General features: G+C 38.1%; 14 protein-coding genes. 6 read left to right on the top strand and 8 right to left on the bottom strand.

The genetic code is table 11. From position 1 onward, the window contains the following. Positions 1–12 precede the first annotated feature (12 nt). The gene (locus tag ACQ86H_RS09250) at positions 13–573 is read left to right on the top strand and encodes a S41 family peptidase (protein WP_431294597.1); all 561 of its coding nucleotides are present in this window, start codon (positions 13–15) and stop codon (positions 571–573) included. 1,316 nt (positions 574–1,889) lie between these two features. Here the strand turns inward: ACQ86H_RS09250 and ACQ86H_RS09255 are convergent. Continuing rightward, positions 1,890–2,426, bottom strand: coding sequence for a hypothetical protein (locus ACQ86H_RS09255; protein ID WP_431294598.1), 537 nt, complete (start codon positions 2,424–2,426; stop codon positions 1,890–1,892). A gap of 863 nt (positions 2,427–3,289) precedes the next feature. On the opposite strand from ACQ86H_RS09255, the gene ACQ86H_RS09260 reads away from it, so the two are divergent. Beyond that, positions 3,290–3,697, top strand: a complete 408-nt coding sequence (locus ACQ86H_RS09260) for a helix-turn-helix domain-containing protein (protein WP_431294599.1) — start codon at positions 3,290–3,292, stop codon at positions 3,695–3,697. After that, the gene (locus tag ACQ86H_RS09265) at positions 3,687–3,905 is read left to right on the top strand and encodes a hypothetical protein (RefSeq protein ID WP_431294600.1); all 219 of its coding nucleotides are present in this window, start codon (positions 3,687–3,689) and stop codon (positions 3,903–3,905) included. The genes ACQ86H_RS09260 and ACQ86H_RS09265 overlap by 11 nt, the downstream gene beginning before the upstream one ends. Positions 3,906–4,028: 123 nt before the next feature. Here the strand turns inward: ACQ86H_RS09265 and ACQ86H_RS09270 are convergent, their stop codons facing one another. The 4 genes from ACQ86H_RS09270 to ACQ86H_RS09285 form a co-directional block, all read right to left on the bottom strand. Further along, the gene (locus tag ACQ86H_RS09270; protein ID WP_431294601.1) at positions 4,029–4,862 is read right to left on the bottom strand and encodes a hypothetical protein; all 834 of its coding nucleotides are present in this window, start codon (positions 4,860–4,862) and stop codon (positions 4,029–4,031) included. Continuing rightward, a complete protein-coding gene (locus ACQ86H_RS09275) occupies positions 4,862–6,181 on the bottom strand; it encodes an AAA family ATPase (protein WP_431294602.1) in 1,320 nt (439 codons plus the stop codon). Before ACQ86H_RS09275 ends, ACQ86H_RS09270 begins: the two co-directional genes overlap by 1 nt. A gap of 472 nt (positions 6,182–6,653) precedes the next feature. Further along, on the bottom strand, positions 6,654–7,073 hold the full coding sequence (locus ACQ86H_RS09280) for a hypothetical protein (protein WP_431294603.1): 420 nt from the start codon (positions 7,071–7,073) through the stop codon (positions 6,654–6,656). Further along, on the bottom strand, positions 7,070–7,636 hold the full coding sequence (locus tag ACQ86H_RS09285; RefSeq protein WP_431294604.1) for a hypothetical protein: 567 nt from the start codon (positions 7,634–7,636) through the stop codon (positions 7,070–7,072). The genes ACQ86H_RS09280 and ACQ86H_RS09285 overlap by 4 nt, the downstream gene beginning before the upstream one ends. Before the next feature lie 299 nt (positions 7,637–7,935). On the opposite strand from ACQ86H_RS09285, the gene ACQ86H_RS09290 reads away from it, so the two are divergent. Both ACQ86H_RS09290 and ACQ86H_RS09295 read left to right on the top strand, forming a co-directional pair. After that, complete coding sequence (locus tag ACQ86H_RS09290; protein WP_431294605.1) at positions 7,936–8,340, top strand: EVE domain-containing protein; 405 nt, start codon at positions 7,936–7,938, stop codon at positions 8,338–8,340. A gap of 562 nt (positions 8,341–8,902) precedes the next feature. After that, positions 8,903–9,466, top strand: a complete 564-nt coding sequence (locus ACQ86H_RS09295; RefSeq protein WP_431294606.1) for a hypothetical protein — start codon at positions 8,903–8,905, stop codon at positions 9,464–9,466. A gap of 293 nt (positions 9,467–9,759) precedes the next feature. On the opposite strand, the gene ACQ86H_RS09300 is transcribed toward ACQ86H_RS09295, so the two are convergent. The 3 genes from ACQ86H_RS09300 to ACQ86H_RS09310 form a co-directional block, all read right to left on the bottom strand. Next, entirely contained in the window at positions 9,760–10,488 is a 729-nt protein-coding gene (locus ACQ86H_RS09300) for a hypothetical protein (RefSeq protein WP_431294607.1), read from the bottom strand. 161 nt (positions 10,489–10,649) lie between these two features. Beyond that, positions 10,650–10,940, bottom strand: coding sequence for a hypothetical protein (locus tag ACQ86H_RS09305; protein ID WP_431294608.1), 291 nt, complete (start codon positions 10,938–10,940; stop codon positions 10,650–10,652). Between the two features lie 70 nt (positions 10,941–11,010). Continuing rightward, positions 11,011–11,532 carry an acyl-CoA thioesterase gene (locus tag ACQ86H_RS09310; RefSeq protein WP_431294609.1) on the bottom strand — a complete coding sequence of 174 codons (522 nt, stop codon included), beginning with the start codon at positions 11,530–11,532 and terminating at the stop codon, positions 11,011–11,013. Between the two features lie 446 nt (positions 11,533–11,978). On the opposite strand from ACQ86H_RS09310, the gene ACQ86H_RS09315 reads away from it, so the two are divergent. Next, positions 11,979–13,466 carry an alpha-amylase gene (locus ACQ86H_RS09315; protein ID WP_431294610.1) on the top strand — a complete coding sequence of 496 codons (1,488 nt, stop codon included), beginning with the start codon at positions 11,979–11,981 and terminating at the stop codon, positions 13,464–13,466. The last annotated feature ends 158 nt before the right edge of the window (positions 13,467–13,624 follow it).

Consider the following 13,624-nt stretch of genomic DNA (forward strand, 5'->3'; position numbering starts at 1 on the left):
ACGCGAAATTCTTTGACAGATCAGAATTTTGAACTTTTAAAGACTGCCAGGTCGATAGTGTTTGATCTTCGGGGATATGTTTTCGATCAGACAATCAGTACAGATCTGATTCCTGCTTTGGCAAGGGACACCATCAGGACTGTACGCTTCTTTAACCCAAAAATTCTTTACCCTGATCTTGAGCATCTGAGTTTTCAGCCGGGTCCCGAGATATATTTTCCTGATATTAAAAATAGATTAACACAGCAGGTAATATTTTTGACCAACGCATCTGCTATGAGTGCTTCAGAATCTTTATTGGGACTGATAAAAGACTTTAAACTGGGAGTAATTGTAGGAGATGCGACTGCAGGTACCAATGGAGATGTAAATATAGCTTATCTCCCGGGTAATTTAATTGTGTACTTCTCCGGGATGTTGGTTAAAAATTCTGATGGGAGCAAGCATCACTTGAAAGGGGTTCTGCCGGATATTTATATTAGCCAATCCAGAAATTCAGTTGAAAAGCGAGAAGATTTGGTGTTGAAAAAGGGTCTTCAGGTGATTAGAAAAAGATGGGGTAGTCTGAAATGATCTTCTATAACAGGTGTCTTTTGATAGAATCACTCATCTTTTGATTAACCTACGGGTTAAATCGTCTTCCCGACTGGAGCGCGTGCCTTTTTCAGGCAGCAGCGAAACGGAGAGATCTTTTAAATCAGGTTTTATTGATCAATCTAATTTAGAAGGTTAAAGATTCCTTTATTTTATCTATCGGTTGGTGTCTCACCTACCGAAATTAAGTGATATAACTGTGCTGTCCGTAGCGTTAAGCATAACATCTCTACGGATACAATAATAAAATTGAGTTTATAAACTCATCTAAAACGAGTCACAGACTCTTTTCGATTATTAATCCTTAGAACTCTACGGGCAGAAACGTAATGTTCTAGATGTAAGATTTATAAAATGCTCCTTAATTGATTTTAGTAATCTCACTTTTTAGTATCAGAGGGCTAAAATTTGATGTCGCCTTTATCTTATAAGTATTTCCACTGTAACTAATTATATTAACTGTGATTAGGGCGTTTCGAGGCGTATTAGGAAACTTTTTAAAGGTATTCGTTTCAGGCTTTAAGGTATAAGAGCAATTGCTAATCCATTTAATATTGTAGGAAGTCGGAACGGTTGCATTATCGTAATATTCATATTGATGGTTTGCGTCGCGTTTTATTATTAATAACTTCCCGTTATATATCATCTTAAACTTTCCCTGTTTGAATTTTAGACAGTCAGAGGTTTGTGCTTTAACACTATTGAAAAAGAACAATCCTGCTATTGTGAGAATGAGGTATTTCAGCTTCAACATACTGATGATTTAGATGTAAGGCAAATATATAATATTTAGTGTATACAATTCGCCCGCAGTATCCGTAGCGTTAAGCATAGCGTCTATATGGATACAGGAATAAAGTTGAGCTTTAAACTCAACTAAACGAGTCACAGACTCTTTTCTATTACTAATCCGTAGCGTTCGGAAGTGCTCTACGAACAGATACGACGTCATTTCGACCGTAGTGGAGAATCTTAGCATGGTTCAAAGATTTCTCCATTTCGCTACGCTTCAGTCGAAATGACGGCGATTTTTTAAATCTGTCATTGATAGCATAGTCGAATGGTATTTATTTCGATTTATTACGCTTAAGGAGTCTTATAAGATCGCGCTAGTCATGAAAATAATTTAACCACAGATAAAAAAGATGCACACAGATATAAAAATCCGTGTTTATCTGTGTGCATCTGTGGTTAAAAATCTTAACCACCCCGCCCTTTGGGCACCCCTCCTAAATTAGGAGGGGAGTTGCCCCTCATAGCTGTATAGGATAAATTGCCAATTAAAATTTGAACGGTTATGGTGTAGCTGCTAAACCGGCAGTTTCATTACATTCATAACACTCAACAGACTTACACCAGGCATCGCAGTCTGACAGCCAATCATAAATCATTTTATAGGCGGCAGTAATTTCGGCAGAAAATTTTAAGGTTGCGCCTTCAAAATCATCCTCCTGAAAGATGTAGGCATTTAATCCATAATATAACAGTTCTGACAGGTGTTCGATATCAAATTGGCCAACAGCTTGTAGGTGATAACCCAGGTTTATGGTATAACATTGAAAGGTTTCTTCATTGGCCAAAAGTTTTGTTTTGGTAAGCAGGCTGATGATATTGTTTACATCATAAAGGGCGTTGGCAATGGTAATGGGTTTGTGTTTGCCAGAGCGCGGATCGGGCCCGATAGCTGCGCTAAGCATTTCAGTAAGGAATTGATTCACATCCGATAAACTAATCATATCGAAATAGGCTTCAATCAGTTTCCGGAATTCGGTTACAGCTGCTACCTGATTTGGGAGCTGTGTGTTTGGGTTTTTACAATTGTTAGTCTGCATAACATTGAAATTAGAGTTCCTGGACGCTGCAGACTAACAAATAACTCTTTTCAGAGAAATTAGAAAATGCGTTTCTAAAACGCTCGTCCAGGAATATTTTTAAAATTTAATTTTTGAAATTGCTTTCTCTCTGTTAGGTGAAAAAATATGTTATTTATTAATCTGCATAGGCAAGATAGATACAATATATCAATCTACAAAATCTTTTTGCTCAAATAATGCATAAATTAGGGCGGTTTCGACTTGCCAGTCGGCAGTTCAGACGTTGCAGTCGATAGTTCAGACGATGCGGTCGATAGTTCAGACGTTGCAGTCGATAGTTCAGACGTTGCAGTCGACAGTTCAGACGCTGCAGTCGACAGTTCAGACGCTGCAGTCGATAGTTCAGCAGTTGCGGTCGGTAGTTCAGCAGTTGCGGTCGGTAGTTCAGACGTTGCGGTTGATAGTTCAGACGTTGCAGTCGATAGTTCAGACGTTGCGGTCGATAGTTCAGCCGTTGCGGTCGATAGTTCAGAGGTTGCAGTTGCTAGTTCAGACGTTGCGGTCGGTAGTTCAGAGGTTGCAGTCGATAGTTCAGAGGTTGCAGTCGATCGTCAGTTACTCATTGTACCACCATGAGCTTGTTCCTTACTATTATTTAATTTCATTTTTCTCTGTTTATGTATCCTTAACTTTTACGGTTTTTTATTCGTACTGTTATGATGTATTTCCTTTTTCAAACTATTGGTCTATTTGGTTTGTTGGTTTTTTGTTTATTTTATTTATTTCGTTTATTTCGTTTGTATTTTTTGTTTAACTTCGTAGAAAATTGCAGCATGATTTCAACTGATCAAACACGCCGTCCTTCCAAAACAGAGCAGAAGATGGCCATAGAATCTTTACCAGCTTTATCATCGATACTCTCCAACATCCATTCTGAACAGACGGAGATTGAGATTGAGGAAACGGGTGAACGCATTAAGATACCTGCCAGAGCTTTGGTATTTCTTGGCGATATTTTAAAGGCTATGGGTGAAGGTAAGCCTGTTTCTATAGTTCCAATGGCAACAGAGGTAACTACCCAGAAGGCAGCCGAGATATTGGGATGTTCAAGACCGTATTTAGTAAAATTACTGGAAGAGGGGGCTATTGAGTTTATCAAGGTGGGCAAACACCGCAGGATAAAATTCGAGGATGTTGTGGCTTACAGAGAAAAAATGAAAGTGCAGCAGAAGAACCATATTATCGACATCATGGGTGCTGATGAGGAACTCGGATTGTATGATTCATAGTGTAAGGTTTAAGGCAGTACTGGATACCAATGTAATCTATCCGGTTGTGATCAGGGACCTGCTTTTCTGGTTTGCCCATTATGATCTTTATACACCCAAGTGGGGTGCTAATATTTTCTGTGAGTGGAAAGAAGTGATGCTCAGGCATGGCGTTGAAGAAGGGGGTGCAACAGACAGTTCAGACTTTGCGGTACAGAATTCAAACTAAGCAGAGGGCAATACAAATATCGCAATAAGTAATATCAGTTACTAACAGGTTATCCAGTATTATGAAGGTCAATAATGAAAGCTCAGGTCATCTAGTCTAGGCTAAGACTTAGGGGTATCTGCATTACCATTTAAGTGCTTCAGGTGATTTTATAAAAAGGTTATTAAGGTCTTTATCAATATTCTCTAAAATTCCTTTTGAATGATATCTTTGCATTTCTTTCCAAACTGTCGGATGAGCTTCTTGTTTTAAATTTTCAATTAACTTATCAAGTTTATCTTGTGTATCACCTGCAAATTTTTGAGTAGTGTAATATCCCAATCTTGATTTGTAATTTGTGTAGGCATTCTTTCTCGCTTTTCGCAGAAACTCTCTTTCGTTTAGACGCAGCACTTCATTATAAGTATAATTCGCTTTAAGGGCATCATCCGTTCCTGCCTTTGCGATTACAACAAATTTAAAGGTTGAAGATAAATCTAGCATACAAAAATCTAAAGGGTCTTCTATCCTCGGATTAATAAGTGCACCATTACCTTCTGCCGGCTCAGTTGCTTTCATTCCTCTTTCTGGATTTACGATATGAAAGCTTCCATCATCTTTTCTGAAAATTGCGAACTTATTATTTTTAGGTCCATTGCAGTTACCACATGCATAAACGTAATTGTCCCAATAAAAGCAGAAATTTGGGTATAAATCCTTTGGATGAATGTGTTCAACTTCGTCAGCAACTGAATCTTCACAATACACACATCGTCTTGCACCAGAACACATTTCTGTGAGTTTAACTTTTATAGCATCAAAAACCGTATTGCCAATCCTATTTCGTGTTGAAAAAATATTTTTTGCTTTTTCACTTCTTAACTCAAATGTCTCTAAGCCGTCTATTTCGTCCTGGTAAACTTTAAGTTTATCTATGATTTCTTGTTCAGGGTTTATATTTTGTTCTAACTGAATCATTACTGCTTCTCGGAGGGAAAAATAGTTTTAAGTTTTTGTAACTCTACTTTTTCAGAATCTTCAATTTCTCCTGTTATTGATTTAATATTTAATTCTGCCAAACGATTAATTTTTTCATTTGCTTCTTCAGATATGGAAACATTTTCACCAAAAACTTCAGTTCCATATGCATCTAATATGTTTCCGTTGATAAGGCGCTCCCTTTCTATTCCTGTAATTTCACCTGATTCATTATCATTGCCAGGGGCTGCCAATCTCCAAATACTACCTTTTTGTGCAGCTCTACATACCAAAGGGCTATGAGTTGTTACAATAAACTGAATCTTTGGAAATAATCTTGTAAGTGTATTTCCAATTTCTTGCTGCCAAGTTGGATGGAGGTGCGCGTCTATTTCATCAATAATAACAACACCAGGGAGGTCAATAAAGTAATTCCCTGGACCACCCTTTCTCACGTTAAGAAATACATCTTCATTAGGATAGAAAATGGTGAGCTGTCTGATAAGGTCAAAAGTCATACTAAGGACAGATCGGTAGCCGTCACTTAATTCCATAACCGAGACTTCGTTGGAATTTCCATCTAAAAATAGTATATCTTGAGAAGTAATTAGCTTAAGTTTGGAATTATGCGGTAATATCTCTCCATGGTTGAAGAAGTTCACAAAATCATCTAAAAGTGTTTTATATCTTTCTCTGTCCTTGTTTGCAGGTTCATTGGCGAGGGTGCGTAGATTTTTCAACCAATTAATACATTCACCCAACATTACGTCTTCTCCGAAAGCTGAAATATGCGCCTCAGCTGTTGGATAAGGAGATACTGCGCTCCATTCTGTATTACCCCCAGTAAACCGTCTGTATGGGCCAAACGCAGCTGAAAAATATCCGCTTACCAAGAGTCCTGCTAATTCATAATGCTTAGGAAATGCACTTTCCAAAGCTAGAACTGTAGTAAGTGTAGTATTAGTTGCAACATTATCAGTTTTGCGTGATTCCTTTTCTATTATTTCGACGCCAATATTATAATTAGAAGGTGGTTTAGTGCCAGAATATTTTACATCCCTATTGTCTCTGAGAATACCCAATTCAATTTTCTTTTTTTCCTCAACTCCAGCGCCAATCCTAATCCATTTTTTAAAATCCTGTCGAAGGTATATTGCCTTTACCGCACCAACCAAAGCTAAGGATACTGCTTTTACAAAAGTTGATTTACCAGCACCATTATCGCCTATCACCACGTGCCAACCTGGAGGATTTTTAAATTTCATCTCAAAATGACGGATGGAACGAATATTGTCTATTTTTATTGATTCGATGTACATTTTATTCTTTTCGGTTGGTACAAAGTTAATTGTTTTCGTTATTGTTATCTAATATATTCAATCTATTTGGTTCCTGTATTAAGCTTCGGAGAAGTCAATCTTTCATTCTATACCGACATTGTAAGAAGTATCAGTTTTTAACAAATAAATTCAAACTGTTGATTAAAAGTCGCTATAAGGCTGCAACTGGCACTTTATATATGTATTAATTCTAAATTAAATCACCAGCCTCAGCGCCCAATACGTTAAGCCTTGGCCTGACTTCTGCTTTGGTTAGTTTTATCAAGATTAATAATAAAAGCTCAAGTCATTTAGTCAGTTAGCCTTAATACTAAAACTTGAGCTAGTAACGAGATTGCTGCGCTAACATAGACCTACATCTTGGATAGCTGTAATTGCACCAGCACTTAGATAAAGATCACAACATTCTCTCTGCGTAAACCAATATTTGGAGATAGGAATGGTATTATGATTAGAATGGCAAATCATCATCGTCGCCAAGCATTGCAGGAGGAATAATTTTCTTTTCTTCCTTAATGCCGACCACATCCTGTTTTGATATTTCATTGAGAAGATGCTCCATTGTTTCTTCTACTTTATAATAAGAATCACGTGCAGCTTTATGAAATGACCACAATAATTTGGAACTATCTTCGTCTTGTTCATTCTCATTATCGTATCTTTCGACCATATCTCCATTCTTATTGAAAATACTGATTGTGATATATTCGCTATTGTAGTTGCCATAGTCAAAAGAAACTACAATGGAACTTCCTTCACCAATCTGAAGTTTATATTCATCTTGACCACTAGTCTTATTCCAAATTGCTTTTTTCTCTGAAGTCTTATCTCTCAAGAGTGTAACTATTTTCTTTAACCTTTCTGGAATCATTGCCGTTTTAATTTAAATTCAACATCTAATAATAGTGTAGATAGCTTTTCAAGATTTGAATTAATCTTCTCTTTGTCTATTTTATTTTTTTCATTTAGTAAGGACTTATGGAAATTTTCTAAGTCGATATGAAAATCAGCATAAGAACTATTAAATTCCTTTTTGTTTACTAAGCTACTAAATTGCTTATAAGTATTTAAATCACTCAGAAGTAACTTTAAATCTTTCATTCTCAGAACACACATTTCGATCTTATTATTTCGAATAAAACTTTGTATTTCAGCAATCATAGAGACTTTCTTGCTGATGTCAGAAATAAGTAAAACCGATTTGTTGCGATTTAAACTTTCTGTAACTTCATTTTTGATAGCTAAGGTTATTTGCTTTACGGATAAGATTTGTAAATAAGAAATTGCAAGTCCTAAAATACCAAGTATAAGGCCAACAATACTTAGGTAATTAATATAGGTTCTCTCCTTGGAAGGAAGAAAATAAACACTACTTACTAATACAATTGTGGTAACTACTAGCGATATAATCCAGATTTTATTTCTATTATTCACTGTCGAGCGTTTAATCAAAACTAAGAATAATCATTGATATTCAAAGGTATTAATAACTAAAATCGTGGAATATATTGATTGTAAAGAATACAAATATCAATGCGACAAATATTTTAGTGTTAGCCTCGAAATTGCTACTTGATTTTCTGCTTGTAGATTTGTAATGAACACTTTCCTATCATTAGTTTCTTAGCTCATTAATAATCAGCTCTGTATTTCCCAAATCTTCCAATCTATTTCCTAATCCATTCCCTTTTCTTAGTTTTGAGCTTAAATAATCGAAATAAATACAAAGCAGCATGAATCATTGGTTAGTAAAATCAGAACCTTTTAAATACAGTTGGGAAAAATTTAATGAAGATGGCCGTACCTTTTGGGATGGGGTGCGTAATTACCAGGCACGGAACAACCTGAAAGCCATGAAAGAGGGCGATTTGGTGCTTTTTTACCATAGTAATGAAGGTAAAAACGTAGTGGGTATTGCCAAAGTAGTAAAAGAATTTTACCAGGATCCTACTACTGATGATGCTAACTGGGTAGTGGTTGATTTATCGCCTGTAGAAAGCCTGAAAAATCCGGTTTCTTTAGAACAGATCAAAGCGGAGCCAAGTTTGGTTGATATTTCATTGGTTAGACAAGGCCGTTTATCGGTAATGCCGCTTAAAGCTGCTGAGTTCGATAAGATTTTGGAAATGGGGGCTTAGTCCGAAGTCTTTAGTCGATTTACGAATTTGAATTCAGTTAACCGATTTAAACAATTAATTAATTGTTTAAAATTAACATTAGTAACGTACAATTAATGTCTTTTGCCATACGCCACGATCTTGCCTCGGCTCACCGCCGCCGAAGGGCTCTTTCTTTTTGGTGTCAAAAAGAAACAAAACCGAGGCATTGCCGAGCTCATTAATACAAATGAAAATAATAGAAAACCATTAATAAAACACCGGCTGAAAATTTATTCATTTGTTATTTATAACTTTCAGCTGCATTCATGAGGGCTTCGCCGTTTTTTTGAAGCCAGTTGTTAGGCCAGAACAGTGCAGCCCGATCCCGATTGCTATCGGGATGTTAGGCCGGATTTAAGTAGAACGTAGATACAGTGCTTTGGCCTAGCTGGGTGAAAGTTCAAACGGTACACACAAAGCTGATTCATAGCACAAGCCTCCATTTGAAATGTATTAAAAGCATTTCGACTCTGCTCGGTGTGATGGAAATGTTAAATATTAAAATATTGTAGTAAATTTAACTGTCTCTTAATACCTCAACATGAAAACCATCTGTTTTACGCTCCTCTTTTTTCTTTCCTTTACTTTGGCAAATGCTCAGGGTATAAAACCTTACATGGCCGTTCTTAAAACCGCAAATGGTAAATACAAAGGGATTTTATACAAAGTAGATTCGGTAAATGCGATCCTGAATCATGACGGCGAATTTATTAAGGTTCCGATTAATGAAATTAAAACCGTACAGATCCGTACAATTAAAAAAGGTTATAAAGGGATAGACCTGGTTAAGATAGGTACAGCGCATCCTGAACAATACAAAATAGACGCCCGTGGCAAATTGGTAGATAAATGGGGTAAGGAAGCACCCAGTTTGGAAGAGGAAGCCGGAACTGCGTTTTATTCTGTAATTTTTACCGCCCTTGCCAATGCCTTTGCCTTGCCCATCCATGCCATTAATCCGAATCTGGCACGTTTTAACTTTAATAAAACAGATCAAAATAAGTTAAACGAACTCAGTTATTATTCTATTTACTACCAGGCTAATCCAAATGTTTTGGCAGAATTGAAGCAGCTGAAAAGTATTTCGACTTCATTTAAGCGTTAGGAGTCTGGCGTGTGGCGTTGGGCGTCCAATGAAGCTAAATCTGTCTAGATAGATCTCTCTCCCGACTTAATGTCGGGACTGCGCTACAGTCGAGATGACGATCATTCTATTGGAGTCTGTCAATGGTAAGTATTCATGCATACTTCGCAGGTCTTCACTGCGTCCAGAATGAAAAGCAAGTTGAAGTTGTGGGCCAAGAGGCAATTAACCATGAACTATCAACCAATAAACCATTAACCAGCTTATACGATTAACCCAATCAACTAATGACTAATGGCCAGTTAACCAATACCTTACTCAATCACACTATTTCTCTTACTCAGCGTAATCCCCAGCGTCATTACAATACTCGAACCCAATACCACCAGGAACAGGAACGGCGTACCCACTTCTGGTATTTTTAAAGAAGCGGGCAGGTTGAAATAAAGTAAAATACTAATCAGTCCGCGGGGGGCGATGTATAAAATCGGGCCTAAATTATCCTTTTTAAATATTTTAAGGAAGAGCATCCTGATGAGGTATATCGTGACCAGGATGAAAAAGCCATTGGCGAGTACGATCTTGTTGTTCAGTTCGCCGATGTTCATGGTAAAACCGAAAATAACGAAGAAAAAAGTCCGCAAAATAAAGGCACTTTCTGCCGATAACTGGTAAAGCTGCGATAAATCGGCCGTTAAATTCTTGTATAAAAAAATACTCCTGAACCAAACGTTCTGGATGGTATCGGCATTGTTCAGGAATAAACCTGTACTCAGGATCAGCACCAGCGAAGAGAGGTGGTAAGACTGGCCAATGGCATAAACCAGGATGAGTATGGCTATAATCAGGAAAAATTTGATGTGGTGTACCAGACGTCCCATTACGTACAGCAAAACCACACAGGCAATGGCCGATAGTAAAAGGATGAGAAAGGTACTTAAGCCCAGGCCGATAAAGGCGGAGGTGGTGATCGAATGATTGGTAATGGCAAAATTGAAAATGATGATCCCCAGGATATCAGAGAAAGACGATTCGTAGATCACAAACTCTTTATCTTTATTGTTTAAGGCTGCGGCCGATGGAATAGCAATGGCCGAACTGATGACACTAAAAGGGATGGCATTGGCAATACAGGTATATAAATCGTGGTGCGAAATCTGGTAAATGATGGTGGTAATGACGCTGGTGGTACCGAGTAAAATACTTAAGGCCGAAAAAAAGCGCTTTTAATGATCTTGTTTTTATGCTGATCATATTTAAGTTCGAGCGAGCCCTCAAAAACAATGAGGATTAAACCTACGGTGCCGAGCGTGGGTAAAATGGAGAGGAAATTAAAGGTTTGTATTTTGAGGTAATCGACCAGGAAACGCAGGCCAATGCCCAGTAACAACAGCAATAAAACCGATGGTACTTTGGTTTTACTGGCCACTAAATCAAACAGATAAGAGAAAATGACTAATCCGCTTAAAATAATAAGTATGGTATAAGTTGTCATATTTTTCAGCGTAAGGTAAACACTAAAGTAAAACAATCAAACCAAGCAGAAAGGAATTTGTTGAAAAAAATTACGTTTTAAAGAAAAGAGCCTTGAGTTCGCTGGCATCATCAGGATGCATTTTGCCACCCAAAACCAAACGTAACTGCCGGCGGCGCAGTGCACCATCAAACAAATCAATTTCTTCGGGCGTTTCCGGAATCAGTTCTGGTACAGGTATGGTTCTGGCGCTTTGATCTAATGCTACGAAGGTATAATAAGCCTCATTACTTTTTTGGCGTGCACCACTCGGAATATTTTCTGCCCATACATCTAAACGAACTTCTACCGAAGTATTAAAAGCCCTGGTTACCTTGGCTTCGATGGTAATCACATCACCTAGTTTAATGGGCTGTTTAAAAGAAACATTATCAACCGAAGCGGTAACCACGATACGATTGCAGTGTTTTTGAGCCGAAATTGCCGCTGCAATATCCATCCAGTGAAGCAAACGCCCACCCATCAGGTTGTTTAAGGTATTGGTATCATTTGGTAATACCAATTCGTTCATAATGGTAAAACTTTCTCTGGCAAATTTCTTTTTTAAACTCATTTAAGGGCAAAAGTAAGTAAAATGTGGTTAAGATTGTATTTCAAATAGATTCTGGTTGATTTAGCAGATGTTTTTCAGCGGTGATCTGCGAAATCAGCGGGAAAAGCATGCCTAAGATTGTTCCCGCAGATTCAAGAGATTTTCGCAGATGTATTATTATGTTTTACTACGGTGATCGGCGAAATCAGCGGGAAAGTATGAGTCAGATTGTTCCCGCAGATTCAAGAGATTTTCGCAGAGTTATTATTTTGTTTTTCTGCGAGGATTGGCGAGTATCAGCGGGAAAAGCATCAGTAAGGTTGTTCCCGAAGATTCAAGAGATTTTCGCAGATTTAAGTTGTTTTCTGCGGGCATCATCGAGATCAGCAGGAAAGAACTTGTGAAGATCTTCAATCCAAAAACAAATTCATCAGCTATCATGTTATCCTTTTAAAAAAATCAAATTAATGCAAAATCAGACCCTTATCCAATTTTTCCATTGGTATTATAACGAAGAACAAAATTTGTGGACTAAAGTAGCTGCAGAAGCGAGTCATTTAAAAGAAATTGGAATAACCGCTGTATGGTTGCCACCGGCTTATAAATCGAACAATGCGACTTATGATGTTGGTTATGCCGTTTACGACCTTTTTGATTTGGGCGAGTTCGATCAGAAAGGAAGTGTGCATACCAAATATGGCTCCAAAGATGAGTATATTAAGGCTATTGAAGCATTACACGAAAATGGAATTGGCGCCTTAGCCGATGCTGTGTTTAACCACAAAGCGGGTGGCGATGAACTGGAGAAAGTAGCCGTTAGAACGGTAAATCCTGATAATAGAAATGAATTTACCAGCGATGTTTTCGAAATTGAGGCCTGGACAAAGTTTACTTTCCCCGGCCGAAAGGGTAAATATTCTGAATTTATATGGAACCATGAGTGTTTTAGTGGGGTAGACTGGGCAGAAGATATCAAAGAGACTGCTATTTATTCGATCCAAAACCACTTAGGTGAAGGTTTTGAAGAGGTTCCATCTACCGAATTCGGTAATTACGACTACCTGATGTACAATGATATCGATTACCGCAACAGGGCTGTAGTTGAAGAGTTAAAATACTGGGGCGAATGGGTAGTGGAAACCACTAAGGTAGACGGTTTCAGGTTAGATGCGGTTAAACACATCAATCCTGATTTTATTGTAGAGTGGATCGATCACCTGAATCAAAAATATAACCGCGAGTTTTTTATTGTGGCCGAGGATTGGAACGTGGTGGATATAGCGGGGCAATTGAACTATATTGAAATTACCGGCGGAAGGACACAAATATTCGATTCGTTGTTGCACCATAATTTTTTCCTGGCCAGTAAAAACGAAGATTTTGATATGCGGACGATTTTTGATGGAACGCTGGTACAGGTGAAGCCTGATCTGGCGGTAACATTTGTTGATAATCATGATTCGCAACCTTTACAGGCACTGGAATCTTATGTCGATTTTTGGTTCAGGCCTTTAGCGTATGCCATGATCCTTTTGCGCATGCAAGGCATCCCATGTTTATTCTTTCCTGATCTGTATGGAGGAATTTATGATGATAAAGACAAGGAAGGCGATGAGGTACATGTTGACCTGGCCGCAATCCCTGCTGTCGAAACCATGAGTAAAATCCGTGCAGCCTTAGCCTACGGTGAGCAACGCGATTATTTTGACCATGGTATTTGTGTAGGATGGACCCGTGCTGGTGATGAAGAACATGAAAACAGTGGTTTAGCCGTATTGTTGAGTACAGGAGAGGAAGGATTCAAAGAAATGGAAATAGGTAAACACTTTGCCGGAAAAACCTTTGTTGATGCCTTAGGTTATCGCCAGCAGGAAGTAGTTATTGATGAAAATGGCTGGGCAGAGTTTCATTGCAATGCCGGCAGTGTTTCGGTGTGGGTGTTGAAGGTGGGGTAGGAGAAGAGATAATATTGTGGTCTGTGGGGACGCAGACCACGGCGTGGAGAATTTAATGCAAATATCTCTCTCCGAAGGATCGTCATTTCGAGCGGAGTGCAACGCAGTCGAGAAATCTGTTTTGGTAGATCTCTCCATTTCGCTGCACTTCAGTCGAG

Origin of the sequence: Pedobacter sp. P26 (genome assembly GCF_050632135.1) — a bacterium.
Lineage (GTDB): Bacteria > Bacteroidota > Bacteroidia > Sphingobacteriales > Sphingobacteriaceae > Pedobacter.

What these genes read in the sequence shown, in the direction of transcription:
- ACQ86H_RS09295 (WP_431294606.1), top strand. Translation starts at nt 8,903, where the DNA reads ATGAAAACCATCTGTTTTACGCTCCTCTTTTTTCTTTCCTTTACTTTG.
- ACQ86H_RS09305 (WP_431294608.1), bottom strand. Translation starts at nt 10,940, where the DNA reads ATGACAACTTATACCATACTTATTATTTTAAGCGGATTAGTCATTTTC.
- ACQ86H_RS09255 (WP_431294598.1), bottom strand. Translation starts at nt 2,426, where the DNA reads ATGCAGACTAACAATTGTAAAAACCCAAACACACAGCTCCCAAATCAG.
- ACQ86H_RS09310 (WP_431294609.1), bottom strand. Translation starts at nt 11,532, where the DNA reads ATGAGTTTAAAAAAGAAATTTGCCAGAGAAAGTTTTACCATTATGAAC.
- ACQ86H_RS09275 (WP_431294602.1), bottom strand. Translation starts at nt 6,181, where the DNA reads ATGTACATCGAATCAATAAAAATAGACAATATTCGTTCCATCCGTCAT.
- ACQ86H_RS09270 (WP_431294601.1), bottom strand. Translation starts at nt 4,862, where the DNA reads ATGATTCAGTTAGAACAAAATATAAACCCTGAACAAGAAATCATAGAT.
- ACQ86H_RS09315 (WP_431294610.1), top strand. Translation starts at nt 11,979, where the DNA reads ATGCAAAATCAGACCCTTATCCAATTTTTCCATTGGTATTATAACGAA.
- ACQ86H_RS09280 (WP_431294603.1), bottom strand. Translation starts at nt 7,073, where the DNA reads ATGATTCCAGAAAGGTTAAAGAAAATAGTTACACTCTTGAGAGATAAG.
- ACQ86H_RS09265 (WP_431294600.1), top strand. Translation starts at nt 3,687, where the DNA reads ATGATTCATAGTGTAAGGTTTAAGGCAGTACTGGATACCAATGTAATC.
- ACQ86H_RS09260 (WP_431294599.1), top strand. Translation starts at nt 3,290, where the DNA reads ATGGCCATAGAATCTTTACCAGCTTTATCATCGATACTCTCCAACATC.
- ACQ86H_RS09290 (WP_431294605.1), top strand. Translation starts at nt 7,936, where the DNA reads ATGAATCATTGGTTAGTAAAATCAGAACCTTTTAAATACAGTTGGGAA.